The organism is Zhongshania aliphaticivorans (genome assembly GCF_001586255.1).
GTDB classification, from domain to species: Bacteria; Pseudomonadota; Gammaproteobacteria; order Pseudomonadales; family Spongiibacteraceae; genus Spongiibacter; species Spongiibacter aliphaticivorans.
Map to the genome: position 1 here is coordinate 1,667,326 of NZ_CP014544.1, position 24,044 is coordinate 1,691,369.

Consider the following 24,044-nt stretch of genomic DNA (forward strand, 5'->3'; position numbering starts at 1 on the left):
ATGAAGTTTGCGCTAAAAACCACTGATGGTATGGCGCGGCGAGGATGTTTGGATTTTCCTCGGGGCAAGGTCGAAACCCCCGCATTTATGCCGGTGGGTACTTACGGCACCGTAAAGGGTATGTTGCCGCGGGATATTCATGAAATTGGCGCCGACATTATTCTGGGTAATACCTTTCACCTCAGTCTGCGGCCGGGTACGGAAGTGGTAAAAGCCCACGGCAGCTTGCATGACTTTATTGGTTGGAGTGGGCCAATATTGACGGATTCGGGCGGCTTTCAGGTTTGGAGCTTGGGTAAACTGCGTAAAATCACTGAAGCGGGGGTGTCGTTTAAATCGCCGGTGGATGGCAGCAGTGTTTACCTTGATCCCGAGACCTCAATGCAAATTCAGCGGGATCTGGGCTCCGATATTGTGATGATCTTTGATGAATGTACGCCATACCCTGCAACAGAGGCTGAGGCGCGCACATCTATGGAGTTGTCGCTACGCTGGGGGGCGCGCAGTAAGGCGGCGCACGCGGGCAATGATGCGGCGCTGTTCGGTATTATTCAGGGTGGTATGTATCCTGAGCTGCGCAGGGAATCGTTAGCGGGGCTGGCCGAGGTTGGTTTTGATGGTTATGCCATTGGCGGTCTGTCGGTGGGGGAGCCCAAGGACGAGATGCTGAAGGTGCTCGATTCCCTTGCAGATCATTTACCCACCGACAAACCCCGCTACTTAATGGGTGTGGGTAAGCCCTCGGATATTCTCGAAGCCGTAATGCGCGGCGTAGACATGTTCGACTGCGTGATGCCCACTCGCAATGCTCGTAACGGCCATTTGTTTACCTCTACTGGGGTGATTAAAATCCGTAACGCAGCCCATAAAACCAGCACCGCGCCGCTGGATGCGAATTGTGATTGCTATACCTGTCAGAACTTTAGTCGCGCCTATTTGCACCATTTAGATAAGTGCAAAGAGATTCTCGGTGCGCAATTGAATACCATCCACAATTTGCGCTACTACCAAAATCACATGGCGGCGATTCGTTTGGCGATAGAGGAAGGGCGTCTCGCGCAATTTGCCGCAGAGTATTATGCCAGTCAAGAAGTGCGACCGGATCAGGCTGAGCAGCCTGCCCAGCGGAGTGAAGAGAATGACGAGTCCGGTGCTTAAACTCGTATTTTTTGTGCCAGCTAGTCATGTTGAGGTGGTCAAAGCGGCCGTGTTTGCGGCGGGAGCTGGGTGTCAGGGAAATTATGAACACTGCTGTTGGCAGGTGTTGGGGAAAGGGCAATTCCGACCGATGGCCGGAAGTTCGCCGTTTTTGGGTGAGCTTGGTAATCTAGAGTCGGTCGCCGAGTATCGGGTTGAATTGCTTTGTCCTGCCGACTGCGCCAGCGCGGTGAAGGCTGCGCTCGTTGCTGCGCACCCATTTGAAGAGCCCGCTTATGAATTTTTACCGCTAGTGCAAATATAACCATGGTTTTATGGCATTCTTAGTAATGTCGGAAGGCAGGGTAGTTGGTGCAAATTGAGGAATTCTTATGTTGTATGAACTGGGTGATCGACGCGTCACTCTTGAGGGCGGCGAGCATTTTATTGCCGATAACGCGACGCTTATAGGTTCGGTCACGGTGGGTGATCAGGCGAGTATTTGGTTTAACGTGATTATTCGCGGTGATGTAGACGATATCGTGATTGGTGCCCGCAGCAATATTCAAGACGCATCTGTGTTGCATACCGATGCGGGTATCCCTATGCATATCGGTGAGGGTGTCACTGTAGGGCATAAGGTGATGCTGCACGGCTGCACCATTGGCGCCGGTAGCTTGATTGGTATTAATTCAGTGGTACTCAACGGTGCTAAGATTGGTCGGGGCTGTTTAATCGGTGCCAACTCGCTGGTAACTGAAGGTATGGAGATTCCTGATGGTGCTCTGGTCATGGGCGCGCCAGCAAAAATTAAGCGCATGCTTAGCCCTGAAGAGCAGGCAGCACTACTGATGTCTGCGGCACATTACGTGGAAAATGGTCAGCGTTTTATTGCTGAGCTTCGTCCCCAGGTGATGCCAGAGAAATGAGCGTAGAGATAAAAGAGAAGCCGGTGGCCTCGCCTTGTGTGTCGGTCTGCGCCTTGGATGAGTACGATATCTGTACAGGCTGCTATCGCAGCCTGAATGAAATTAGTGACTGGTCGGCGCTAAGCAATATGGCAAAGCGCGAGGTGATTTTTCTGGCTAATCAGCGCTGCCGCAGCAAATACGACCTTTAGTTGCGTATTTTGGGCTTAATATAAGCGCGAACTGATTGAATAAGATTGCCTTTCATTTCGATAATTTCAAAGCGGTAGCGGCCTATTGATACGCCGACTGAGGCTTCCGGAAATGACTCTAATTTTTCGAGTAAAAGGCCATTGAGGGTTTTGGGGCCGTCGGTGGGTAATTCCCATTTCATAATCTTATTAATATCGCGAACTGTGGTAGTGCCATCAACTAAATAGCTGCCGTCGGCTTGATGAATTATGTCTTCAGTGTCGGTGCTTAAATTGGAGGTAAACTCGCCAACGATCTCTTCCAACAAGTCTTCAAGAGTGACTATGCCCTGCATAACGCCGTATTCATCGACCACTATGCCGAGTCGGCGTTTTTGTTTCTGAAAGTTAAATAGCTGGGTGTTGAGCGGCGTGCCTTCGGGAATGAAATAGGGGTCCCGTATAGCTTGCAGTAGAGCGTCGCGCTGCACGCGACCCTGTTCATCGACGCTATTGATAATGTCGCGTTGATGGAGGATGCCAACAATATTGTCGATGTCGTTTTGGTAAACGGGTATGCGGGTGAACTCGGCATCGCGCAGTTTGCGGATAATGGTGTCGGTGTTGGCGTCGATATCAATGCCAAACACTTCATTGCGCGGAATCATAATATCGTCGACGGTGATCTGTTCTAGGTCGAGGATATTCATCAACATCCCCTTGTGGTGTTTGGGGATTAAATGCCCAGCTTCACCGACGATTGTGCGCAATTCCTCTAAGCCAATATGTTCTGAACCGTCGTTTTTCTCAATGCGCGTTAGCCGCAAGACAAAATGGGTAACGTGGCTAACCATCCAAATGACGGGGAATAGCAGCGATTTTAGCGGCAGTAAAACATGGCTGACCGTGTAGGCAACGGCTTCTGATTTATAGGCGGCAATGGTTTTAGGGATAATTTCAGCAAATATTAAAAATACCAAGGTCAGCAGTATTGATGCTGGCACCACCGCGTTGTCGCCGTACATGCGAATGGCAAGAATGGTAGCGATCGACGCCGCTAAATTGTTAACCAGATTATTGCCGATCAAGATCGTGCTGATAAGGCTATCGGGTTCTTCCAGTAATTTGGATGCGCGTTTCGCGCCGCGATGGCCTGATTTGGCACGATGCCGCAGGCGATATCTGTTGAGGGACATCATTCCGGTTTCGGAGCCGGAAAAAAATCCGGACAGAATGATCAGTGCAGCTAATATGCCAAAGAGAAGACCCAGCGGTGCCTCGTTCAAAAAGCCCAGAACCCCTTAATATGAAATGAGTGCCAATCTTGAAGAAAAATGTGAGGTACGACAAGCGTAATCTCGGCTTCGGTATTAATGAATGATTAGTGATAGCGCAATTTTGGTGCCAAGGTAGCCCAGTAATAGGCAGGCAAAGGCCCACAGTGTCCAGCGTATGGCGATATTGCCGCGCCAACCTAAGGCCGCCCGACCGCATAATAAAATCGCAAGTAGCACCCAAGATAATACTGAAAACACGGTTTTGTGCAGCAGGTGTTGGGCAAGAATGTCGTCTACATAGACGGCGCCAGTAATAATGGCCAGGCTTAGCAGTACGAATCCAGCCCAAATTAGCTCAAAAAGCATCGCCTCCATGGTTTGAAGTGGCGGCAAAATACTCGGTAGGCCTTTCAGGCGGTGGTCGCGCAGCATGCGGTTTTGCAAAGCGAGAACAATGGCCTGCACGGCGGCAATGGTGAGCATACTGTAGGCGAGTATGGACAATAGTATGTGGCTTAATACGCCGGGGCTTTGGTGTTGTAAGAATTGCTGCTTACCCGGTATGAGAAGTTCGGCGGTTAAGCTAATGGCGGCGAGGGGGTATAGGGCTATTAATAAATTGTGTAATGGGCGGCGCAAGCTGGCGCTGAGGGTGATGACACAGATTAGCCATGTAATAAGGGATAGCACCTGAATAACGCCTAGATCCATGCCGACAGGAGTGGATATGGCAGTAAATGCCGCGAGGGCGTGGCAGACGGTTGCCATTAAGCCCGGCGCTAGGCTGCGGTAGCTTATGGGGGTGTTTATTAAGCGGTATTGGATACCCGCGGCAACAAGATAGAGCGTGATGGCTGCGATGCTGCTGTATAGATTCATAGGTTCAGTATGGCCAATATGTCGTTGATGTGTGTACTGAGCGTTGGGTCTGCCTTGAGACTCGGTTATACTGCTGCGCTATCGTGTAAGTCGGAAGTACACAAGTGGGTAAGATTGTAAGCGGGTTCGCGCAATAATGTCGACTTGAACCACGTTTTCCCTGAAACCTTCTGCAGAATCAAAGATATTAAGAGAGTTCACGCATGTTTGAGAGTTTAACGGAACGTCTATCGCAAACCTTGCGCCATGTTACTGGTCAGGCGCGTTTGACCGACGACAATATCAGTGACGCTATGCGTGATGTGCGCATGGCCTTGCTCGAGGCCGATGTCGCGCTGCCAGTGGTAAAAGATTTTGTCGACGCGGTGCGCGGTCGCGCAGTTGGGCAGGAGGTCAGTAAAAGTCTTAGTCCTGGCCAGATGTTCATTAAAATCGTCCAGCAGGAGCTGGAGCAAATCATGGGGCTTAAAAATGAAGCCCTGAATTTGGCAACTCAGCCGCCAGCCGTCATCTTGATGGCGGGCTTGCAGGGTGCAGGTAAAACCACCTCGGTTGCCAAGCTCGCTAAATTCTTGCAAGAAAAGCACAAGAAAAAAGTGCTTGTGGTTAGTGCGGACATCTACCGGCCTGCGGCAATCAAACAGCTTGAAACCCTCGCGGCGGATGTGGGCGCGGGATTCTTCCCCAGTAATCTCGAGCAAAAGCCAGTCGATATCGCTAAAGCGGCGATAGCCGAAGCGAAGCTGCGTTTTTACGATGTGCTGATTGTAGATACCGCGGGTCGCCTTCATATCGATACCGATATGATGACCGAAATTAAAGACCTGCATGCGGCGATTAATCCGGTTGAAACCTTGTTCGTGGTAGACGCCATGACCGGTCAAGATGCGGCTAATACCGCTAAGGCCTTTGGCGAGGCCTTGCCTCTGACGGGGGTGATTTTAACCAAGGCCGATGCGGATAGCCGTGGTGGTGCAGCCCTGTCGGTGCGTCATATTACCGGTAAGCCGATCAAGTTTATGGGTGTTGGTGAAAAGACTGATGCACTTGACCCCTTTTACCCAGACCGCATTGCATCGCGCATTCTCGGGATGGGCGATATGCTGTCGCTTATTGATGAGGCCGAGTCTAAGCTCGACAAAGACAAGGCCGAAAAGCTCGCCAAAAAGCTTAAAAAGGGTAAAAAATTCGATCTGGAGGATCTGCGTGATCAGCTTCAGCAGATGCAGAATATGGGTGGTATGAAAAGTTTGCTGGATAAGTTGCCGGGTATGGGCAATATGGCGCAAATGGCCCAAAGCCAGATTGACAATAAAATGTTTACCCGCATGGAGGCGCTTATCAACTCCATGACTCCGGCTGAGCGCCGCAACCCGGATTTGCTCAATGGCTCCCGCAAGCGCCGTATTACCATGGGGTCAGGTACTGAGATTCAGGATTTGAACCGTTTGCTTAAGCAGCACAAGCAGATGGCTAAAATGATGAAGAAGATGGGGCAAAAGGGTGGAATGACCAATATGATGCGTGGCATGGGTGGGATGATGCCACCCGGTGGTGGTCGTTTTCCTGGTATGTGATGTCTTTGCTCAGTGAGTAGCGCCTAAAGACCGTTAATTCTCTCGTGGAATTAACGGTGTGCTATAGCTAGATTTAATCTCTTAATTGATTCTTAAGGTGTTGATAATTAAGGGTTTGATGTTTTGAGTGCGTAATTTTTTCTCGATATTGTCGCGATGATATTGCCTAGGGCGGTCGCCTTGGAAGAAAAACTGCGCTAAGTGTTTCATATATCACTTAATTCCCTTATAATTCCGCGCCTTTATGGCTTCGGCCAGTAAATGCTTCGAATTTTTCGATAAGCAGGCGTTTTTTGCCTGCCCAAATGCTAGGAAATGGAACAAGAATGGTCATTATTCGTTTGGCACGTGGTGGTTCTAAAAAACGCCCATTTTATCATCTGACAGTTACTGACAGCCGCACTTCACGCGACGGCCGTTTTATTGAACGCGTTGGTTTTTTCAACCCAGTTGCCCGTGGCAATGAAGAGCGTCTACGTGTTGATAACGCACGCGTTGAACACTGGGTGTCTAAAGGCGCGCAAGTGTCTGATCGCGTTGCAAAGTTGCTGAAAGACGCATCTGCTGTCGCTTAAATGTCAGCGCTTGCCCCGCAAGGCCGGGTGATAATCGCTAAGATTACAGCGGTTTATGGGGTGAAAGGGTGGGTGAAGATACATTCTTTCACCGACCCGCTAAGTAATTTTTTTGGCTACAGCGATGTTTACTTTTGCAGGTCTGGAAAGTGGCAGCGCGCCGAGTTTGACGAGTGTCGGCCTCACGGCAAAGGCATAGTCGGTCACTTGGTGGGCGTGGATGATCGCGATGCAGCTGCTGCATATTGTGGTTTAGAACTTGCTGTAGCTGATGACGCCTTGCCGGTGCTGGAAGGTGATGAGTATTATTGGCATCAGTTGATTGGCCTAAAGGTCAATACGCTGCTGGCTTCCGGTGACATCTGTTTATTGGGTGAGGTGGATCACCTTCTCGAAACAGGTGCCAACGATGTGCTGGTGGTGCGTAAGTGCGCTGGCAGCATTGATGATAAGGAGCGTTTGATTCCTTATGTTCCGGGGCAGTTTGTAAAAGATATCGATCTTGACGCCAAGATCATGTCGGTGGACTGGGATCCTGAGTTCTAGTTAAACGGGGCAAAGGTGCTAGGCCAACGAGGCTGGGCCATAGGGGACAGTGTCGTGGAAATATCGGTGGTTAGCCTGTTTCCCGAGATGTTTGCCGCAGTGCGCGATTACGGCGTTACGGGGCGAGCAGTTCAGAACGGTTTGCTCAGTATAACGTGTTGTAATCCTCGAGATTACACCACGGATCGTCACCAAACAGTGGATGACCGGCCCTATGGGGGCGGCCCAGGTATGGTGATGAAGACCGAGCCGCTGCAGCGTGCCATTGCGGTTGCAAAGGCATCGGTAGCGCCGGGGGCGACAGTGATTTATCTGTCACCCCAGGGGCGACCGCTAACGCAGGCTGGTTTGGCTGAGTTGGCGACAAAGCCTTCGCTGGTATTGTTAGCGGGCCGTTATGAAGGTGTGGATGAGCGCCTGATTGACAGCGAAGTCGATGAAGAATGGTCGATTGGCGATTATGTATTAAGTGGTGGTGAGTTAGCGGCCATGGTAATGATTGACGGATTAAGTCGTTTATTGCCGGGTGTGTTGGGTCATCATTTGTCGGCAGAGCAAGATTCTTTTGCCGATGGTTTGCTGGATTGTCCGCACTACACGCGGCCTGAGCACTACCGAGACATGGCGGTGCCAGACGTGCTGTTAAGTGGTAATCATGAAGCGATACGACGCTGGCGGCTGAAGCAGTCACTGGGTCGGACATGGTTGCGGCGCAGAGATTTACTTGAACAGGTAGAACTGAGCGACGAACAAAATAAACTGCTGGCGGAATTTGTCCGCGAGCTTGACGATTAATTGACATCTAGCTGCGAAGCTACAAACCTTTGAATTTAGGAGCATGCCATGAGCACCAACAAAATTATTGCCGCACTGGAAGCAGAGCAGTCCACCAAAGAGCTGCCAGATTTCAGCCCCGGTGACACCGTTGTTGTCCAAGTGAAAGTTAAGGAAGGTGCACGTGAGCGTCTGCAGGCTTTCGAAGGTGTTGTCATTGGCATTCGTAGCCGTGCCCTGAACTCGGCTTTCACCGTACGTAAAATCTCCCACGGCGTTGGTGTAGAGCGTACTTTCCAGACTTACAGCCCGCTGATTGAAAGCATTCAAGTCAAGCGTCGCGGCGACGTTCGTCAAGCCAAACTGTACTACTTGCGTGAACTGAGCGGTCGTGCAGCACGTATTAAAGAAAAGCTTGGCGCTAAAGCGTAAACTTTCTTTTGCGATAAAAAAAGGCAGCCATTGGCTGCCTTTTTTGTTTTAGGATGAGCGAAAACTCCGAGTTTACTTTTGCAAAGCCGAGGTTGCTGGCGGTATGGACCCCAGAATGCAGGATACCCATATTATTGAGCTCTATGCAGATAGCTTGTGGCTAGAAAAGGGCTTGAGTGCAAATACAATTTCGGCCTACCGTCAGGATTTACAGGCCTTTAGCGACTGGCTGGCATCTCGCGGTCAGAGTTTGCTGTCTATAAGCAAGGCTGATGTCTTGAGCTATCTCGGCGCTCAGCGGGCCGAGAAGCTCTCTGCTCGCAGCGCAGCGAGGATGTTATCCTGCTTGCGCGGCTTTTATCGGCTGCAGTGCCGCGAGCAGCGTATAGCGGCAGATCCAACGCTGGACATTGATTCGCCTAAGCTGGGGCGGCCCTTGCCCAAGTCGTTGAGCGAGCAAGATGTTGAAGCTTTACTGGCTGCGCCAAACACCGATGATCCCCTAGAATTACGCGACAAGGCCATGTTGGAGTTGCTCTATGCCTCGGGCTTGCGTATTACAGAGCTGGTGGGTTTAAAATTTGCTCAACTTAGCTTATCTCAGGGCTTGGTGAGGGTCGTTGGCAAGGGTAATAAAGAGCGTTTGGTCCCCATTGGCGAAGAAGCAAGTCTTTGGATACAGCGGTTTATGAGCGCCGGGCGGCCGAGTTTGCTCGCGGCTGGAACCGCGCCGGATGTGGTGTTTCCTAGTCGTCGCGGGCAAATGATGACCCGGCAGACTTTTTGGCATCGCGTTAAGTATCATGCTTTGAATGCAGGGCTTAGCAGCCAGATTTCTCCGCATACTTTGCGTCATGCTTTTGCAACACATTTGATAAATCATGGCGCTGACTTGCGGGTCGTGCAATTATTGCTGGGTCACAGTGATTTGAGTACAACACAGATTTATACTCATGTTGCCCGGGAGCGGATGAAGTCCTTGCACAGCATGCATCATCCACGTGGTTAGAGCTGCCTGGGGTGACTGAACTTGTTGTCTTGAAGGGTTTCTTAAAATACTGGTTTGGCAGTACTACGATTATTTTTTGGAGAAATTATTTGAATATTTTAAATAAGCGCATTGCCGGTGGGGCTTTGTGGGCGATTGTTTTAGCTGGGCTAATACTGCCTGCGATGCAGGTCAATGCTGGCAGTGTAGTGGTAGATAAGGCAGCCGAAACTGCCATTAGGGCTTCTTTTAAAGTCACCCGTCCTGATATTGTGATTAGTAAAGTTGTCGCCAGCGAAGAATTGCCGGGTCTTTATTTGGTGACCATGCAAAACGGCCCGGTGGTGTATGCCAGTGCAAATGGTAAATATTTTATCGTCGGTGATATGTTTGAAATCAGCGCTGCGGGAATTGAGAGTGTTGCCGAGAAAAAGCTCGCGCCACAGCGTCAAGAGTGGCTTAGTGAGGTTAAGCGGGAAGATATGATCATCTTTAGCCCTAAAGGAAAGGCTAAGGGCGCGATTTATGTCTTTACCGATGTGGATTGCGGGTTCTGCCAGAAGTTGCATCAAGAAGTTCCGCAGCTGAATGCGGCGGGAATTGAGGTTCGCTATTTGGCATACCCCCGCGCAGGTTTGGGAACTCCAACCTATGACAAAATGGCATCGGCGTGGTGTGCTGATGATCGCAATGCCGCAATGGATGCCTTAAAAAGTGGCGGTTTTGTTACGCCGAAGAAGTGTGATAACCCCATCGCTGCTCAGTATCAGTTGGGGGCGGCAATGGGTGTTACCGGGACGCCTGCTATTGTGCTAGAGAATGGCAGTTTGATTCCCGGCTACAAGCCTGCTGCTCAGCTTATACCGATGGTACTTCGTTAACTTCCAGTGTTCTTAGGTAGCTTTCGCACGTGAGAGCTACCTTTTGTCGGACTACTCAGTTCAGATATCGGCTTTACCAGCTTACATGGCGTCGAAACCACGGTTTAATTCTGCGGGTAAATAGTCTGCGGCTATGCGTGGCGGTGGCACGCGATAACGGTTCAGCTCATCCCAAGTTAGCAGTGAATAATAATCGCGAATATTGCGGACATAGCGCGCTGCTTCGTCACCGCGCGCATAGCCGTAGCGAGTGGGCTTAAACCATTTTCTTTGGCGCAATAATGGCAAATTTTCGCGGACGTCATTCCATAGGTTGGGGTTACCGCCCAGTTGTTCGGTGATGACCCGTGCGTCTTCAACGTGGCCAAGGCCAATATTGTAGGCGGCGAGGGCAAACCAGCTACGATCCGGGCTCTCTATTGAGCCGGGCAGTCGACTTAGCATTTTCTTGTAGTAGCGAGCACCGCCTCTAAGGCTTTGCATGGGGTCGCGGCGGTCATCCACGCCGAGTTCTTCAGCGGTGGCGCGGGTGAGCATCATCATGCCTCGGACCCCGGTGGGCGATCTTGCGTCCGGGTTCCAGTGGGATTCCTGGTAGCTTATGGCGGCAAGTAATCGCCAGTCTAGGTCGTATTCAATAGCTACTTGCTCGATCATGCCCTTTACTTCTGGCAGCCGCTCTTCTTTTAGTTGGAGGAACGCGTGAGTGTTAATAAATGTGCGGCGTTCATTGAATGTGAAGTTGCGCTCCACGAGACGCGGCAATTTGCCGTTGTCAATCATGACTTTAAAAAACTCAGCAACGGCCTTGGTTAGCCCTGCATTGGCGGGTGTTGCTTGCATAGCCCAAGCCAGCTTGCGGGGCTTGCCGGCGCTAAAGCCGATGCGAAAGCTGGGGTAAAAGGCGCGGTTGGCGTAAAACTCATTGGAATTGATGATTGTCACGTCGATTTGGCCATCGGCGAGCTGTTCAAGTAGGTCAATGGTTTCAAAATCTCGGCTTTCAGCCCATGTTAGGTCGGGGTGAGTTTGTTTTAATTCGTTCAATAAGTTGACGTGGGCGGTATTTCCTAATACTCGAATTTGCTTGCCGATTAAGTCTTCCGCGCCTTTTATAGGGTCATTTACATCGCGGTTGTAGATAAAAAATTGCTTGACGCTTAAGTAGCTTGGGCCAAATACAAGCGAGTCTTGGCGTTCAGGGGTAATGCTTAGGCCTGCAGCAGCGATATCAGCGCTGCCATTGGCCAGGCTATCAAACACTTCGTCGAGCCCGACTACCGGAATAATTTGCAGTTTTACCCCTAAGTGCTCGGCAAAGGCGTGGGCCAATTGATACTCAAAACCGGCTGGTGCGCCCTGGCTTTCATAATAAGTAGTGGCGCCATTGCGTGTTACTACCCGTAAAACGCCGTCTTCACGAATTTTTTGCAGGCTGTCGCTATTTTCACTGCAGTGCGTAAAAAGGCCGATAAAAAGCACTGGCAGCAGGGCGCGCAGCAGAAATCGTCGTGTTTTGGGGCAATCTAGCAAGTGTGATGCTCCGAGAATCTGGGGCTCGATTGTATCGCTTAGCGATTGATCGCACCATAAAGAGTATTTGGGATAAAATTTCCCGCGTATTTCCTTTACAATGGCCGGCTTCAATCCATTCGATCAAGGTTGTCGCCCCGAATGCTCATTATTCCAGGTGCTCCGGCGCTTTCAGATTTTCGCATAGCTAAATTAGTGGCCAGTTTGACAGGTGATATTCCCAGCCTGCGCGGACTGAGCGCTCAATATATTCACTTGGTCGATACCGCGGTGGCGCTCGATAGTGAGCGCACGGCAGTATTAAGCCAACTCTTGCAATATGGGCCCCGCGCCGCATTTGCCGAGAGTGATGGCCTGAGCTTCTTTGTGGTGCCGCGACCCGGTACTATTTCACCTTGGTCGAGTAAGGCCAGTGATATTGCCCGCAATTGCGGGCTTGATATGATTGCCCGTATTGAACGCGGGGTTTTGTACCGCGTTGATCTTTCCGCGCCTCTGGAAGATGGCGAGCGCAGGGCCTTGTTGGCGGCGATTCATGACCGCATGGTCGAGACGGTTTTGACCAGTCCGGAGGGCGCTGAGGTATTGTTTAGCCGCCAAGCTCCTAAGCCAATGCAGGCGGTGGATGTGCTTGTCGGTGGTCGAGACGCCTTAGTTGCAGCGAATAGTGAATTGGGCTTGGCCTTAGCCGAAGACGAAATCGACTATTTGCTGGAGAGCTTCCTGCAATTGGGGCGTAATCCCAGTGATGTTGAGTTGATGATGTTCGCCCAGGCGAACTCTGAACACTGCCGCCACAAAATTTTTAATGCCAGCTGGACAATAGATGGTGAGGCTCAGTCTCACTCCCTATTTGGTATGATTAAAAACACCTACCAGTTAGGTGGCGAAGACGTATTAAGCGCTTATTCCGATAATGCGGCCGTGGTTAAAGGGCATCGTGCGGGACGTTTTTATCCTGAGCCGGGTACGGCCGAGTACACTTACCACGAAGAAGATATTCATCTTCTTATGAAGGTTGAAACCCATAATCACCCCACGGCGATTTCACCCTTTTCTGGTGCAGGTACCGGTTCTGGTGGCGAAATTCGTGATGAGGGTGCGGTAGGGCGGGGCTCCAAGCCCAAGGTCGGGCTCTCTGGCTTTAGCGTGTCCAATTTGCGGGTGCCCGGTTACGAGCAGCCTTGGGAAGCCGACTACGGCAAGCCTGGTCGCATTGTGTCTGCCCTCGATATTATGCTGGAAGGCCCCATTGGCGGCGCCGCCTTTAATAATGAGTTTGGCCGCCCCAATCTTTGTGGTTACTTTCGCAGCTTTGAAGAAAATGCCTTTGGTGCCAATGGCGAAGAGCGGCGTGGTTATCACAAGCCTATTATGATCGCTGGCGGCTACGGTAATGTAAAAGCCGAGCATGTGCTTAAAACTGAATTTCCCGCCGGTTATAAATTAATCGCCTTGGGTGGCCCTGCAATGTTGATTGGCTTGGGTGGCGGCGCGGCTTCATCTATGAGCAGTGGTGCATCCACTGAAGACCTCGACTTTGCCTCCGTACAGCGCCAAAACCCAGAAATGGAGCGCCGTTGCCAAGAGGTGATTGACCGCTGCTGGGCTATGGGTGAGAACAACCCCATTGCCTTTATCCACGATGTTGGTGCTGGAGGCTTGTCTAACGCCTTTCCTGAGCTGGTGAAAGACGGCGGTTGTGGCGGTAATTTTGAACTGCGCAAAGTGCCTAATGACGAGCCGGGTATGTCGCCACTGGAAATCTGGTGTAACGAGTCCCAAGAGCGCTATGTCATGGCGATTGCGCCGAAAGATTTAGCGGTATTCGAAGAAATCTGCGCGCGGGAACGTGCGGCCTACGCGGTTGTTGGCGAGTCGACTATTGATAAACGTCTGCGTCTTGGCGATACCCACTTTGACAATAATCCCGTCGATCTGCCGATGTCGATTTTGTTTGGTAAGCCACCAAAGATGACCCGGGAATTTAATCGCCAAAAGCTAAGCTTACCGAGCTTTGAGCCCGCGGCTATTAAAATAGATGAAGCCTTGGATCGCTTGCTGGCACTGCCGACCATCGCCAGTAAAAGCTTTTTAATTACCATTGGTGACCGCTCAATTACCGGTCAGGTCCATCGTGACCAAATGGTTGGCCCTTGGCAGGTACCGGTGGCGGACTGCGCAGTAACCACAGTGAGTTACGATTCCTACGCCGGTGAGGCCATGGCCATGGGCGAGCGCACGCCGCTAGCCCTAATTAATGGCCCAGCCTCTGGTCGGATGGCGGTAGCCGAAGCTATCACCAATATCTCTGCCACGCGCATAGAAAGGCTCTCAGATATAAAGCTGTCGGCCAACTGGATGTGTGCGGCGGGTTACGGCGGCGAAGACGAAGTGCTGTTTGATACCGTGAAAGCCGTTGGTATGGAGTTTTGCCCGGCGTTAGGTATTACCATCCCTGTCGGCAAAGACTCCATGTCAATGCGCACCACTTGGCGTGAGGATGAAGCCGATAAAGCCATCACCGCACCAATGTCCCTAATTATCACTGCATTTAGTCCGGTGAGTGATGTGCGCAAGACGGTTACTCCGCAACTACGCACCGATTTGGGCGATACCGCCTTGCTGTTGATTGATCTCGGCGCAGGTAAGCAGCGCCTCGGCGGCTCTTGCTTGGCGCAGGTTTATCAGCAGATTGGCGATACCGCACCGGACATTGACGATCCTAAATTGCTATCGGGCTTCTTTAATGCCATTCAGCAATTGCTAGAAGACAAAAAAATAATTGCCTATCACGACCGCTCTGACGGTGGAACTGCAATCACTTTGCTGGAAATGGCCTTTGCGGGGCATTGCGGTTTAGATATCGATCTCGGCTCTGGTGGCACGGTTCATGGCGCCTTGTTTGCGGAAGAAGCTGGTGCAGTGGTTCAGGTTAGGGCCAGTGATCTTAGCGATGTAATGGCGATATTTGCCGAGCACGGTCTAGGCGATTTGGTTCAAAATATCGGTAGCGCAGTAGCGGGGAACGATGTGCAGATGCGTTTTGCCGGTAGCGTCGTGTTGCATGGCCAGCGCTTAGATTTTCATCGCAAGTGGCAGGAATTGAGCTATCGCATGCAGGCACTGCGGGACAATTCTGAATGCGCGCAACAAGAGTTCGACGGCCTGATTGAGGCTGATCCCGGTTTGAGCAGCAAGCTCAGTTTTGATGCGCAATTGGATGTTGCTGCGCCTTATATTAAAACGGGTGTGCGGCCACGAGTCGCGATACTGCGTGAGCAGGGCGTTAACGGCCAAATGGAAATGGCGGCGGCCTTTGACCGTGCTGGTTTCAGCGCGGTTGACGTACACATGAGTGATATTCTCAGTGGCCGTGTAAGCCTAGCCGATTTTAAGGGCTTAGCGGCCTGTGGCGGTTTTTCTTATGGTGACGTGCTGGGCGCGGGTGAGGGCTGGGCAAAAACAATTTTGTTTAATGCTCGGGCGCGGGACGAATTTGCCGCCTATTTTCAGCGCGACGACACTTTTTCCCTCGGTGTTTGTAATGGCTGTCAAATGATGTCGAATTTACATTCGCTGATTCCTGGCGCTGAGTTTTGGCCGCGTTTTGTGCGCAACCGCTCAGAACAGTTCGAGGCGCGGGTCGCGCAGCTTGAAATTCCGGAATCACCCTCCATATTACTTGCGGGCATGGCTGGTTCTCACTTGCCAGTGGCCATTGCGCATGGGGAGGGGCGCGCGGAGTTTGCAGATGCGACTCAGCTTGGCAATTTGCAGCAGTCTGGTAAAGTTGCGCTGCAATTTATTGATAATCATTTGGCGGTGACTGAGCAGTATCCGGCCAATCCGAATGGTTCTCCGGCAGGTATTGCCGGTGCCAGTAGTGCCGATGGTCGCGTAACCATCATGATGCCTCACCCCGAACGGGTTTTCCGCACCGTGCAGAATTCTTGGATCGCGGATAACTCGGTAGAGGACAGCGGCTGGATGCGCTTATTCCGCAATGCTCGGGTTTGGGTGGGATAAGTTTAATAAAAAGAGGCCGGTTTTTACCGGCCTTTTAATATATGTAGAGATCTTCACACACGCTGAGATTTTATTTTCTGCTAAGGGAAAATAGCGAGCGTGTGAAGGTCTCGTAATGTGGGTGTTAGGGGTGTCTCGCCCAGTGTTAAACGGACACCGTCGCAACAGGCGGTTTTGGTGGAAATAGAATGTTAAATAAATATCCGCTCTGGAAAAACCTGCTGATTTTGGCGGTTCTGAGCTTAGGTTTACTGTACGCGGTTCCCAATTTGTATCGGCCCGATCCGGCGCTGCAAATATCTGGGGAGAGCAGTGGTGTCATCATTGACCAAGCTCAGATGGAACGCTTGTCGGCGGCACTGGAAGCCAGTGGTATTAAACACTTTGGCGAAAAAGCCAATGAGACCGGTAAAAGCGGCTTGATTCGTTTATACGATGCCGACGTGCAGCTCCGCGCACAGCGCGTAGTGCAGCGTAGTTTGGGTGACGGCTATATTGTTGCCTTGAATTTGGCTTCCAACACGCCAGAGTGGCTGAGTAATCTTGGTGCGCAAGCGATGAAGCTTGGCCTCGATCTGAGTGGTGGGGTGCACTTTTTACTTGAAGTCGATACCGATTCAGCGATTGCTACTCGCCTTGAACACTATAATTCTGGGATAAAAAAGAAACTGCGTGAAGAGGGTGTGCGTGGTTTTATTAGTTTGGGTGATGACGGCGTTATTACCGGTAAGTTTACGTCGTCCGAGTTGCGTGACTCAGCGTTGAGCATCATTAAGAAGGAGTTTACGGAATTAACTGGGCAGCGGGTGGATTCACCGGCTGGAGACAGCGCTTATTATCTCAGTGCCTTAATTAGTGAGGCCAAACGCAAAGAAATTGAAGATTACGCGGTTGGTCAAAACTTGACGACTTTGCGTAACCGCGTGAACGAGTTGGGCGTGTCAGAGCCCTTGGTGCAGCGTCAAGGTCGCAATCGTATTGTGGTTGAATTGCCCGGTATTCAAGATACTGCCGAAGCTAAGCGGATTTTGGGTAAAACCGCGAACCTCGACTTTAGATTAGAGGCCCGCTACGACGCACCGGTGTCTGATCGTGAGCAATTTGAATTTCGCAATCCAGGCCAAGGCGAGCCGAGCGCCTGGTTAGAGCGCGACGTGGTAATAACTGGTGAGCGGGTGGCTAATGCCCAGGCAAGTTTTGACCAAAACGGCATGCCCCAGGTCAGTATTACCCTCGACAGTGAGGGCGGTACGCTGATGCACCGCATGACTCGTCACAATATCAATCGCCGTTTAGGGGTGTTGTTTATTGAACGGAAAAGTCGCACTTATTATGAAACGGATGCGCAAGGTAAAGAGCAGATTGTCAAAGTGCCGTATGACGAGAAAAAAATCATTAGTCTTGCCACAATTAAAGATGCGCTTGGCGTCCAGTTTCGGATTACTGGTTTAGACGCGCCGGGTGAGGCAGCTGAGCTGTCGTTATTGCTGCGCGCTGGTGCGCTTGCGGCGCCAATCGACTTTGTTGAAGAGCGCACGGTCGGGCCGTCGCTGGGCGCCGAAAATATTGCTCAGGGTTTCAATGCAGTAAAAATCGGACTTGGTTTGGTTGCGGTGTTTATGGTGGTGTACTACCGCGTGTTTGGCGTCATCGCCGTTGCCGCGCTGGGTTTTAATATTGTTCTGCTCACTGCCTGTATGTCGATGCTAGGCGCTACACTCACGCTGCCGGGTATTGCAGGTATCGTTTTGACCGTGGGTATGGCGGTCGACGCCAATGTGCTGATTTTCTCGCGAATACGAGAAGAGTTAAAAGCGGGGCTATCGGTGCAGCATGCTATTGAGGCCGGCTATGGTCGGGCCTTTGTCACTATTATGGACTCGAATATTACCACCTTGCTGGTGGCGGTGATTTTGTATGCGGTAGGCACCGGGCCGGTACGAGGCTTTGCGGTCACCTTGTCGTTGGGTATTGTCACCTCAATGTTTACTGCAATTATGGGTACACGAGCCATTGTGAATATGCTTTACGGCGGTCGTCGCGTCACTAAGCTGGCGATCTAGGGGAAACATATGACTGAGAACACAAAAATTATTGATTTTATGGGCTTGCGTAAGCTGGCCACTATGCTTTCTGCCAGCCTAGTTTTGGTTGCTATTGGCTTACTTGCCTTTAAGGGCTTGAATTTTGGTTTGGATTTTACCGGCGGCACCTTAATTGAGGTCATTTACGAAGAACCTGTCGCACTGCCAGAAGTGAGAGATCAGCTTAAGACGGCTGGTTACGACAACGCGGTGGTGGTGAATTTTGGTTCTGATACTGATGTGTTGGTGCGTTTACCGCAGGGTATGAGCCCGACTCTCGGCGAAGAAGTGCTAAAAGTGCTGAAAAACGGCACCACCGGCGAAATCGATTTGCGCCGCATTGAATTTGTGGGCCCACAAGTTGGCGAGGAGCTGCGGGAGCAGGGCGGACTAGCCGTTCTGTTAGCTTTGGTGGTGGTGCTGATCTATGTTGCGATGCGCTTCCAAATTAAGTTTTCTCTCGGTGCGGTAGCGGCCTTGGGGCATGACGTCATCATAACCTTAGGTGTATTCGCTTTGGTGGGCTGGGATTTCGATCTCACCGTATTGGCGGCCGTTTTGGCGGTAATTGGTTACTCGCTAAACGATTCAATTGTTGTAGCTGACCGTATTCGTGAAAACCTGCGTAAATTACGCAAGCACGACGCGGTTGAAGTCATCAATATCTCGCTGACGGAAACCCTCGACCGTACGCTGGTCACATCCGGAACCACTTTATTAGTGTTGATTGCTTTAGCGGTCGTTGGTGGCGAAATGATTCATAGCTTCGCGCTCGCGCTACTCGTTGGTATTGGTGTGGGTACGTACTCGTCGATTTACATCGTCGCCAGCTTGCTGGTAACAATGAATATCAGCCAAGATGACTTGATCGTGCAGGAGAAGGAAGGGGCAGAGGTAGATGATTTGCCATAAAGGCGCTTAATGCTGTACGGGAGACGGGAGGCGCTAGGGCAGGTCTTTTGCCTCTCCCGTCTCCCGTCAAGCCTCTCCCGAGGCTAGCGCAATTTCTCTAAATGCGGGCGCACTGCCTGCAGTAATCCCTTCAAACACTTGGGATTGGCCGCAACAATATTGCCGCTTTCAAAATAATTGCCACCACCGCTGAAATCGCTGACCAAGCCACCGGCTTCGCGCACGAGCAGGATGCCTGCCGCGATATCCCACTTACTCAGGCCTATTTCCCAGAATCCGTCGAGACGTCCGGCCGCAACATAGGCTAAATCGAGCGATGCGGCGCCAGCGCGGCGGACACCCGCTGTTTCTGCGGCCACGGCTTCTAGGCTGCGCATATAGGCTGGCAGGTGTTGAGCGTTATGGGCTTTAAACGGAATGCCGGTGCCGATTAAGGCGCCTTCTAAGCTGGGGTTCATGGTAACCCGCACTCTGCGCCCGTTGACCTGCGCACCGCGACCGCGGCTGGCGGTAAATTCCTCGCGCCGAATCGGGTCGAGAATCACTGCGTGTTCGATTTGGCCCTGAAATACACAGGCAATCGAAATGGCAAAGTGGGGAATGCCGCGCACAAAATTGGTTGTGCCGTCGATGGGGTCGATAATCCACTGGTAATCGCTGTCGGCATTTCCCGACGCGCCGGACTCTTCGCCCAGAAAACCGTGGTCAGGATACGCTTTTTGCAGGTGGTAAATGATCTCCTGCTCGGCTTTGCGGTCGATTTCGGTCACAAAATCGTTCTCGCCTTTGGACTCGATTTGAACGCGATCCAGTTGTTCAGATGCGCGAGCGATAATGTCTCCCGCCTTACGGGCGGCGCGCAATGCGATATTCAGCATGGGTTGCATAGTACTAAGGCCTTGAATGTGCAAGCAATTGGAGGCGCATTATAACAGAGACTCGGCGCGCGACGGAGGCCTAATTTCATTGTTTCGCTAGGGCCTTCCTGTTAGACTGACGTCCCATCTCAAGGGGCAAAGAAGCACCGCTTTTTCCAGCCCTATATCTTATCGCACTATCAAAAAGGCATGACATGGCGCGTTTTATATTCGTCACCGGCGGTGTTGTTTCGTCTCTCGGTAAAGGCATCGCTTCAGCATCGCTGGGCGCTATTCTCGAGGCTCGCGGCCTCAAAGTGACCATGTTGAAACTGGACCCCTACATTAATGTAGACCCCGGTACCATGAGTCCATTTCAGCACGGTGAGGTGTTTGTTACCGAAGACGGTGCAGAAACCGACCTTGATCTTGGTCATTACGAGCGCTTTGTGCGCGCCAAAATGGCCAAGGGTAATAATTTCACTGCTGGCCGGGTTTATGAAACCGTGTTGCGTAAAGAGCGTCGCGGCGACTATCTTGGCGGCACAGTACAGGTAATTCCCCATATTACCGATGAAATTAAACGCCGAGTTCTCGCGGGTGCCGGTGATGCCGATATCGCTATTGTTGAAATTGGTGGCACGGTTGGTGATATTGAAGGTTTACCCTTCTTTGAAGCGGCGCGTCAGTTAAAAGTTGAATTAGGTGCCAAACGCTCAATGCTGATGCACCTGACCTTGGTGCCGTATATTGCCACCGCTGGTGAAACCAAAACCAAGCCCACCCAGCACTCTGTTAAAGAGCTGCGCTCTATTGGCTTACAGCCTGACATCTTGCTGTGTCGCTCAGACCACGAAATCGACTTGAGCAGCCGCCATAAAATAGCACTGTTCACAAATGTTGAGTCCCGCGCGGTTATTCCATTGCGCGACGTTGATTCAATTTACCGTATTCCATCTTTATTGGCTTCAGAAGGCTTAGATGAGCTAGTGGTTGAGCGCTTTGGCCTCGATTGCCCGCCAGCGGATCTCACTGAGTGGGATACTGTTATCGACGGTGATTTACATCAGGACCAGACCGTGACAATCGCCATGGTCGGCAAGTATATGGAATTGCTTGATGCCTATAAATCGCTAAACGAAGCCTTGAAACACGCGGGCATTCACAGTCGTACTAAGGTGGCGGTACGTTATATCGACTCAGAAATTATCGAGAATGAAGGCCTTGGCGTGCTCGACGGCGTTGACGGCATTCTGGTGCCTGGTGGTTTTGGCAACCGGGGCGTGGAAGGTAAAATTCTCACCGTACAATATGCCAGAGAAAATAAAATTCCCTACTTGGGTATTTGCCTAGGGATGCAGGTCGCGGTGATTGAATTTGCCCGCAACGTATTGGGTATTAGCGGCGCCAATAGTACTGAATTTGATGATAAGTGCAGCGATCCGGTGATCGGTTTAATTACTGAGTGGGTCACCGCTGAAGGTGGTGTTGAGCAGCGCAATGAAGATACTGATCTTGGCGGCAGTATGCGTCTCGGTGCCCAGCAGTGTCATCTTGTTGAAGGTTCTGCGGTAAGTGCCGTTTATGGCAGCGAATTGATTACCGAACGCCATCGTCACCGCTACGAAGTGAACAATAAATACGTTGAAAACATGCAGGCTAATGGTTTGAAAGTTGGCGGCTGGTCAGCGGACAAGAGCTTGGTTGAAGTGGTAGAAATACCAGATCACCCCTGGTTTATCGCCTGTCAATTCCACCCCGAGTTTACGTCTACGCCGCGCGATGGCCACCCGCTGTTCAGTGGTTTTGTTAACGCTGCGTATGCCCACAGTAAAGCGTAACTGGCGCTTGCGAACACATTGACCAGTCTCGGGATTTAAGGAATAGAAAGATGAAAGATAAAGTAGTGAGTGTTGCCGGCATTGATGTGGCGAATGACAAGCCCTTTGTTTTATTTGGTGGCATGAACGTTCTTGAATCCCGGGACATGGCCATGAAGGTCGCCGAACATTATGTAAAGGTGTGTGCTGAATTAGGCATTCCCTACGTTTTTAAAGCGTCTTTTGATAAGGCCAATCGCTCCTCAGTGCACTCTTACCGAGGGCCGGGAATGGAAGAAGGTTTGCGCATTTTTCAAGAAATTAAGCAGACTTTTAACATCCCCGTTATTACCGACGTACACGAAATTTATCAGGCGGGCCCGGTCGCTGAAGTGTGTGACGTTATTCAGTTGCCCGCATTCCTGGCCAGACAGACTGATTTAGTGGCGGCGATGGCGGCCACCGACGCGGTTATTAATATCAAAAAGCCGCAGTTTTTAAGCCCAGCGCAAATGAAAAATATTGTCGAAAAATTTGCCGAATGTGGTAACGATAAAATTATGCTGTGTGAGCGCGGCAGCAATTTCGGCTATGACAATCTCGTTGTCGATATGCTTGGCTTTAAAATTATGCGCGATGTCAGCGGCGGTGCGCCGCTGATTTTTGACGTTACTCACGCACTGCAATGCCGCGATCCGATGGGGGCAGCGTCGGGCGGACGTCGCAATCAAGTTGCCGAGCTTGGCCGCTCAGGTATGGCCTTGGGTATCGCTGGTTTATTCCTCGAGGCTCACCCCAATCCAGATCAAGCCAAGTGCGATGGCCCCAGCGCACTGCCTTTGTCTGCGCTTAAAGGCTTCCTAGAACATATGAAGGCAGTGGACGATGTTGTTAAATCCTTGCCGACACTCGATATTCAATAGATTTTTAATTTTATAAAGACTGACACGGAGAAAACTCACATGGCAGAGATTGTCGATATTAAAGCGTATGAGATCCTGGATTCTCGCGGTAACCCCACCGTTGAAGCGGATGTTGTACTTGCATCTGGCGCTGTAGGCAGTGCTTGTGCGCCCTCAGGGGCATCGACGGGATCTCGTGAAGCCCTAGAATTGCGCGATGGCGACGCCAGCCGTTATTTGGGTAAAGGCGTGCTTAAAGCCGTTGCCAATATCAATACGACTATTCGTGACTTATTACTCGGTATGGACGCTGAAGATCAGCGTGCTATCGACAATGCCATGATTGCTGCCGATGGCACCGAGACCAAATCAAATTTGGGCGCCAACGCTATTTTGGCAGTCTCCTTGGCGGTGGCAAAAGCGGTAGCGATTGAAAAGGGTATTCCCCTGTACCAGCGTATTGCGCAAATCAATGGCACGGAAGGTCAGTACACTATGCCCGTGCCAATGATGAATATCATTAATGGCGGTGAGCACGCCGACAATAATGTCGATATTCAAGAATTCATGATTCAGCCCGTTGGCGCGCCGACTTTTGCTGAAGCCTTGCGTCAGGGTGCGGAAATTTTCCACTCCCTCAAGAAAGTATTGGTCGCTCGTGGTCTGAGCACCTCAGTAGGTGACGAAGGTGGTTTTGCACCGAACCTGCCATCGAATGAAGCCGCACTTGAAGCCATTGCTGAGGCCGTTGCCAACGCCGGTTATGAATTGGGCAAAGACATCACGCTGGCGCTGGATTGCGCTTCTTCCGAATTTTACAAGAACGGCAAATACGTGCTGAGCGGCGAAGGTAAAGAATTCGATGCTGAAGGTTTTGCGAGCTATTTAGACGAGCTGAGCCAAAAATACCCGATTATCTCGATTGAAGACGGCATGGATGAAAGTGACTGGGACGGTTGGGCAACCTTGACTCGCAAAGTTGGCGACCGTGTGCAGTTGGTTGGCGACGATTTGTTTGTAACCAATACTAAAATTTTAAAGCGTGGTATTGATAACAAAATTGCTAACTCCATTTTGATTAAATTCAACCAGATTGGTTCGCTGACGGAAACCCTAGACGCGATTAAGATGGCGAAGGATGCGGGTTATACCGCGGTTATTTCGCATCGCTCTGGCGAAACCGAAGACACTACCATTGCCGACTTGGCCGTGGCGACGTCGGCTGGCCAAATTAAAACAGGTTCGCTGTGTCGTTCAGATCGCGTCGCTAAGTACAATCGTTTGCTTCGTATTGAAGCTGAGTTGGGCGCGGCATACCGTGGTCGCGACGAATTCCGCGCTTAAGTTTTAAGGGGCAGCTTGCGCTGCCCCTTAATGACATTGCGGGTATTGAGGATCAGTATGGATATGAGTGAGATGGCAGCACAATGACGCGCCGGCGATTGCTTTTATTACTGCTGGTCATTTTGACTATGCTGCAGTTTAGGCTGTGGACGGGTACGGGTAGTTGGGAGCAAATTACCAGTTTGCGCCGGGATATCGTTCAGCAAAAAAAGGTGAACGACGAATTGAGTCAACGTAACGAGCGCCTGTATGGCGAAGTGCGTAGCTTGAAGAATGATCTCGATAGCATTGAAGAGCGCGCCCGCAATGATATGGGTTTGATTAAGAGCGATGAGACCTTTTATCTCATCGTTGAAGAATAGTTGGAACAGAATAATAGCTTGAAACGAAACAGGCAG

General features: G+C 51.1%; 23 protein-coding genes. 18 read left to right on the forward strand and 5 right to left on the reverse strand.

Annotated features, from left to right (window positions below):
• The 4 genes from tgt to AZF00_RS07345 all read left to right on the forward strand — a co-directional run bounded on the left by tgt (position 1) and on the right by AZF00_RS07345 (position 2,257).
• Positions 1-1,158 (forward strand): tRNA guanosine(34) transglycosylase Tgt, encoded by a 1,158-nt coding sequence (gene tgt, locus AZF00_RS07330; RefSeq protein ID WP_471633757.1) that lies wholly within the window; start codon positions 1-3, stop codon positions 1,156-1,158.
• Entirely contained in the window at positions 1,139-1,462 is a 324-nt protein-coding gene (locus AZF00_RS07335) for a YqfO family protein (protein WP_197465726.1), read from the forward strand. The genes tgt and AZF00_RS07335 overlap by 20 nt, the downstream gene beginning before the upstream one ends.
• 67 nt (positions 1,463-1,529) lie before the next feature.
• Entirely contained in the window at positions 1,530-2,066 is a 537-nt protein-coding gene (locus AZF00_RS07340; protein WP_008247452.1) for a gamma carbonic anhydrase family protein, read from the forward strand.
• On the forward strand, positions 2,063-2,257 hold the full coding sequence (locus tag AZF00_RS07345) for a DUF1289 domain-containing protein (protein ID WP_008247455.1): 195 nt from the start codon (positions 2,063-2,065) through the stop codon (positions 2,255-2,257). Before AZF00_RS07340 ends, AZF00_RS07345 begins: the two co-directional genes overlap by 4 nt.
• On the opposite strand, the gene AZF00_RS07350 is transcribed toward AZF00_RS07345, so the two are convergent.
• On the reverse strand, positions 2,254-3,522 hold the full coding sequence (locus AZF00_RS07350; protein WP_008247463.1) for an HlyC/CorC family transporter: 1,269 nt from the start codon (positions 3,520-3,522) through the stop codon (positions 2,254-2,256). The two genes, AZF00_RS07345 and AZF00_RS07350, sit on opposite strands and share 4 nt — an antisense overlap.
• Before the next feature lie 84 nt (positions 3,523-3,606).
• Positions 3,607-4,392 (reverse strand): cytochrome C assembly family protein, encoded by a 786-nt coding sequence (locus AZF00_RS07355; protein ID WP_008247465.1) that lies wholly within the window; start codon positions 4,390-4,392, stop codon positions 3,607-3,609.
• Between the two features lie 203 nt (positions 4,393-4,595).
• On the opposite strand from AZF00_RS07355, the gene ffh reads away from it, so the two are divergent.
• The gene (gene ffh / locus AZF00_RS07360; protein ID WP_008247467.1) at positions 4,596-5,969 is read left to right on the forward strand and encodes a signal recognition particle protein; all 1,374 of its coding nucleotides are present in this window, start codon (positions 4,596-4,598) and stop codon (positions 5,967-5,969) included.
• Positions 5,970-6,050: 81 nt separating this feature from the next.
• On the opposite strand, the gene AZF00_RS19700 is transcribed toward ffh, so the two are convergent.
• A complete protein-coding gene (locus AZF00_RS19700; RefSeq protein ID WP_257722011.1) occupies positions 6,051-6,179 on the reverse strand; it encodes a hypothetical protein in 129 nt (42 codons plus the stop codon).
• A gap of 116 nt (positions 6,180-6,295) precedes the next feature.
• On the opposite strand from AZF00_RS19700, the gene rpsP reads away from it, so the two are divergent.
• From rpsP to AZF00_RS07390, 6 genes are all read left to right on the forward strand, one after another.
• Entirely contained in the window at positions 6,296-6,544 is a 249-nt protein-coding gene (gene rpsP / locus AZF00_RS07365; RefSeq protein ID WP_008247469.1) for a 30S ribosomal protein S16, read from the forward strand.
• Between the two features lie 72 nt (positions 6,545-6,616).
• Complete coding sequence (rimM, locus tag AZF00_RS07370; RefSeq protein ID WP_335338876.1) at positions 6,617-7,090, forward strand: ribosome maturation factor RimM; 474 nt, start codon at positions 6,617-6,619, stop codon at positions 7,088-7,090.
• A gap of 54 nt (positions 7,091-7,144) precedes the next feature.
• Entirely contained in the window at positions 7,145-7,885 is a 741-nt protein-coding gene (trmD, locus tag AZF00_RS07375; RefSeq protein ID WP_008247480.1) for a tRNA (guanosine(37)-N1)-methyltransferase TrmD, read from the forward strand.
• A 48-nt stretch (positions 7,886-7,933) separates the two neighbouring features.
• A complete protein-coding gene (gene rplS, locus AZF00_RS07380; protein WP_008247482.1) occupies positions 7,934-8,296 on the forward strand; it encodes a 50S ribosomal protein L19 in 363 nt (120 codons plus the stop codon).
• A gap of 115 nt (positions 8,297-8,411) precedes the next feature.
• Positions 8,412-9,305: a site-specific tyrosine recombinase XerD gene (gene xerD / locus AZF00_RS07385; RefSeq protein WP_040802681.1), complete on the forward strand. Its 894-nt coding sequence runs from the start codon at positions 8,412-8,414 to the stop codon at positions 9,303-9,305.
• Between the two features lie 89 nt (positions 9,306-9,394).
• The gene (locus tag AZF00_RS07390) at positions 9,395-10,165 is read left to right on the forward strand and encodes a DsbC family protein (protein WP_143829327.1); all 771 of its coding nucleotides are present in this window, start codon (positions 9,395-9,397) and stop codon (positions 10,163-10,165) included.
• An 81-nt stretch (positions 10,166-10,246) separates the two neighbouring features.
• On the opposite strand, the gene mltF is transcribed toward AZF00_RS07390, so the two are convergent.
• Positions 10,247-11,698, reverse strand: coding sequence for a membrane-bound lytic murein transglycosylase MltF (mltF, locus tag AZF00_RS07395; RefSeq protein ID WP_008247489.1), 1,452 nt, complete (start codon positions 11,696-11,698; stop codon positions 10,247-10,249).
• A gap of 141 nt (positions 11,699-11,839) precedes the next feature.
• Here mltF and purL point away from each other — a divergent pair, with 141 nt between their 5' ends.
• The 3 genes from purL (at position 11,840) to secF (ending at position 18,723) form a co-directional block, all read left to right on the forward strand.
• Positions 11,840-15,727, forward strand: a complete 3,888-nt coding sequence (gene purL, locus AZF00_RS07400) for a phosphoribosylformylglycinamidine synthase (protein WP_008247491.1) — start codon at positions 11,840-11,842, stop codon at positions 15,725-15,727.
• A 188-nt stretch (positions 15,728-15,915) separates the two neighbouring features.
• Positions 15,916-17,790 (forward strand): protein translocase subunit SecD, encoded by a 1,875-nt coding sequence (gene secD, locus AZF00_RS07405; protein WP_008247493.1) that lies wholly within the window; start codon positions 15,916-15,918, stop codon positions 17,788-17,790.
• Positions 17,791-17,799: 9 nt separating this feature from the next.
• Positions 17,800-18,723: a protein translocase subunit SecF gene (gene secF / locus AZF00_RS07410; protein ID WP_008247494.1), complete on the forward strand. Its 924-nt coding sequence runs from the start codon at positions 17,800-17,802 to the stop codon at positions 18,721-18,723.
• An 83-nt stretch (positions 18,724-18,806) separates the two neighbouring features.
• Here secF and AZF00_RS07415 read toward each other — a convergent pair whose 3' ends face one another.
• The gene (locus AZF00_RS07415; RefSeq protein WP_008247495.1) at positions 18,807-19,610 is read right to left on the reverse strand and encodes an inositol monophosphatase family protein; all 804 of its coding nucleotides are present in this window, start codon (positions 19,608-19,610) and stop codon (positions 18,807-18,809) included.
• 185 nt (positions 19,611-19,795) lie between these two features.
• Between AZF00_RS07415 and AZF00_RS07420 the strand changes: the two genes are divergently transcribed.
• The 4 genes from AZF00_RS07420 to ftsB all read left to right on the forward strand — a co-directional run bounded on the left by AZF00_RS07420 (position 19,796) and on the right by ftsB (position 24,008).
• A complete protein-coding gene (locus tag AZF00_RS07420) occupies positions 19,796-21,421 on the forward strand; it encodes a CTP synthase (RefSeq protein WP_008247497.1) in 1,626 nt (541 codons plus the stop codon).
• 50 nt (positions 21,422-21,471) lie between these two features.
• Positions 21,472-22,323: a 3-deoxy-8-phosphooctulonate synthase gene (gene kdsA, locus AZF00_RS07425; protein ID WP_008247499.1), complete on the forward strand. Its 852-nt coding sequence runs from the start codon at positions 21,472-21,474 to the stop codon at positions 22,321-22,323.
• A gap of 39 nt (positions 22,324-22,362) precedes the next feature.
• Positions 22,363-23,646 (forward strand): phosphopyruvate hydratase, encoded by a 1,284-nt coding sequence (gene eno, locus AZF00_RS07430; RefSeq protein WP_008247500.1) that lies wholly within the window; start codon positions 22,363-22,365, stop codon positions 23,644-23,646.
• An 83-nt stretch (positions 23,647-23,729) separates the two neighbouring features.
• Positions 23,730-24,008, forward strand: coding sequence for a cell division protein FtsB (gene ftsB, locus AZF00_RS07435; protein WP_008247502.1), 279 nt, complete (start codon positions 23,730-23,732; stop codon positions 24,006-24,008).
• The last annotated feature ends 36 nt before the right edge of the window (positions 24,009-24,044 follow it).

What these genes read in the sequence shown, in the direction of transcription:
- secD (WP_008247493.1), top strand. Translation starts at nt 15,916, where the DNA reads ATGTTAAATAAATATCCGCTCTGGAAAAACCTGCTGATTTTGGCGGTT.
- AZF00_RS07420 (WP_008247497.1), top strand. Translation starts at nt 19,796, where the DNA reads ATGGCGCGTTTTATATTCGTCACCGGCGGTGTTGTTTCGTCTCTCGGT.
- ftsB (WP_008247502.1), top strand. Translation starts at nt 23,730, where the DNA reads ATGACGCGCCGGCGATTGCTTTTATTACTGCTGGTCATTTTGACTATG.
- ffh (WP_008247467.1), top strand. Translation starts at nt 4,596, where the DNA reads ATGTTTGAGAGTTTAACGGAACGTCTATCGCAAACCTTGCGCCATGTT.
- AZF00_RS07345 (WP_008247455.1), top strand. Translation starts at nt 2,063, where the DNA reads ATGAGCGTAGAGATAAAAGAGAAGCCGGTGGCCTCGCCTTGTGTGTCG.
- xerD (WP_040802681.1), top strand. Translation starts at nt 8,412, where the DNA reads ATGCAGGATACCCATATTATTGAGCTCTATGCAGATAGCTTGTGGCTA.
- AZF00_RS19700 (WP_257722011.1), bottom strand. Translation starts at nt 6,179, where the DNA reads ATGAAACACTTAGCGCAGTTTTTCTTCCAAGGCGACCGCCCTAGGCAA.
- AZF00_RS07340 (WP_008247452.1), top strand. Translation starts at nt 1,530, where the DNA reads ATGTTGTATGAACTGGGTGATCGACGCGTCACTCTTGAGGGCGGCGAG.
- AZF00_RS07355 (WP_008247465.1), bottom strand. Translation starts at nt 4,392, where the DNA reads ATGAATCTATACAGCAGCATCGCAGCCATCACGCTCTATCTTGTTGCC.
- purL (WP_008247491.1), top strand. Translation starts at nt 11,840, where the DNA reads ATGCTCATTATTCCAGGTGCTCCGGCGCTTTCAGATTTTCGCATAGCT.
- kdsA (WP_008247499.1), top strand. Translation starts at nt 21,472, where the DNA reads ATGAAAGATAAAGTAGTGAGTGTTGCCGGCATTGATGTGGCGAATGAC.
- rplS (WP_008247482.1), top strand. Translation starts at nt 7,934, where the DNA reads ATGAGCACCAACAAAATTATTGCCGCACTGGAAGCAGAGCAGTCCACC.
- rpsP (WP_008247469.1), top strand. Translation starts at nt 6,296, where the DNA reads ATGGTCATTATTCGTTTGGCACGTGGTGGTTCTAAAAAACGCCCATTT.
- tgt (WP_471633757.1), top strand. Translation starts at nt 1, where the DNA reads ATGAAGTTTGCGCTAAAAACCACTGATGGTATGGCGCGGCGAGGATGT.
- AZF00_RS07335 (WP_197465726.1), top strand. Translation starts at nt 1,139, where the DNA reads ATGACGAGTCCGGTGCTTAAACTCGTATTTTTTGTGCCAGCTAGTCAT.
- secF (WP_008247494.1), top strand. Translation starts at nt 17,800, where the DNA reads ATGACTGAGAACACAAAAATTATTGATTTTATGGGCTTGCGTAAGCTG.
- AZF00_RS07415 (WP_008247495.1), bottom strand. Translation starts at nt 19,610, where the DNA reads ATGCAACCCATGCTGAATATCGCATTGCGCGCCGCCCGTAAGGCGGGA.
- eno (WP_008247500.1), top strand. Translation starts at nt 22,363, where the DNA reads ATGGCAGAGATTGTCGATATTAAAGCGTATGAGATCCTGGATTCTCGC.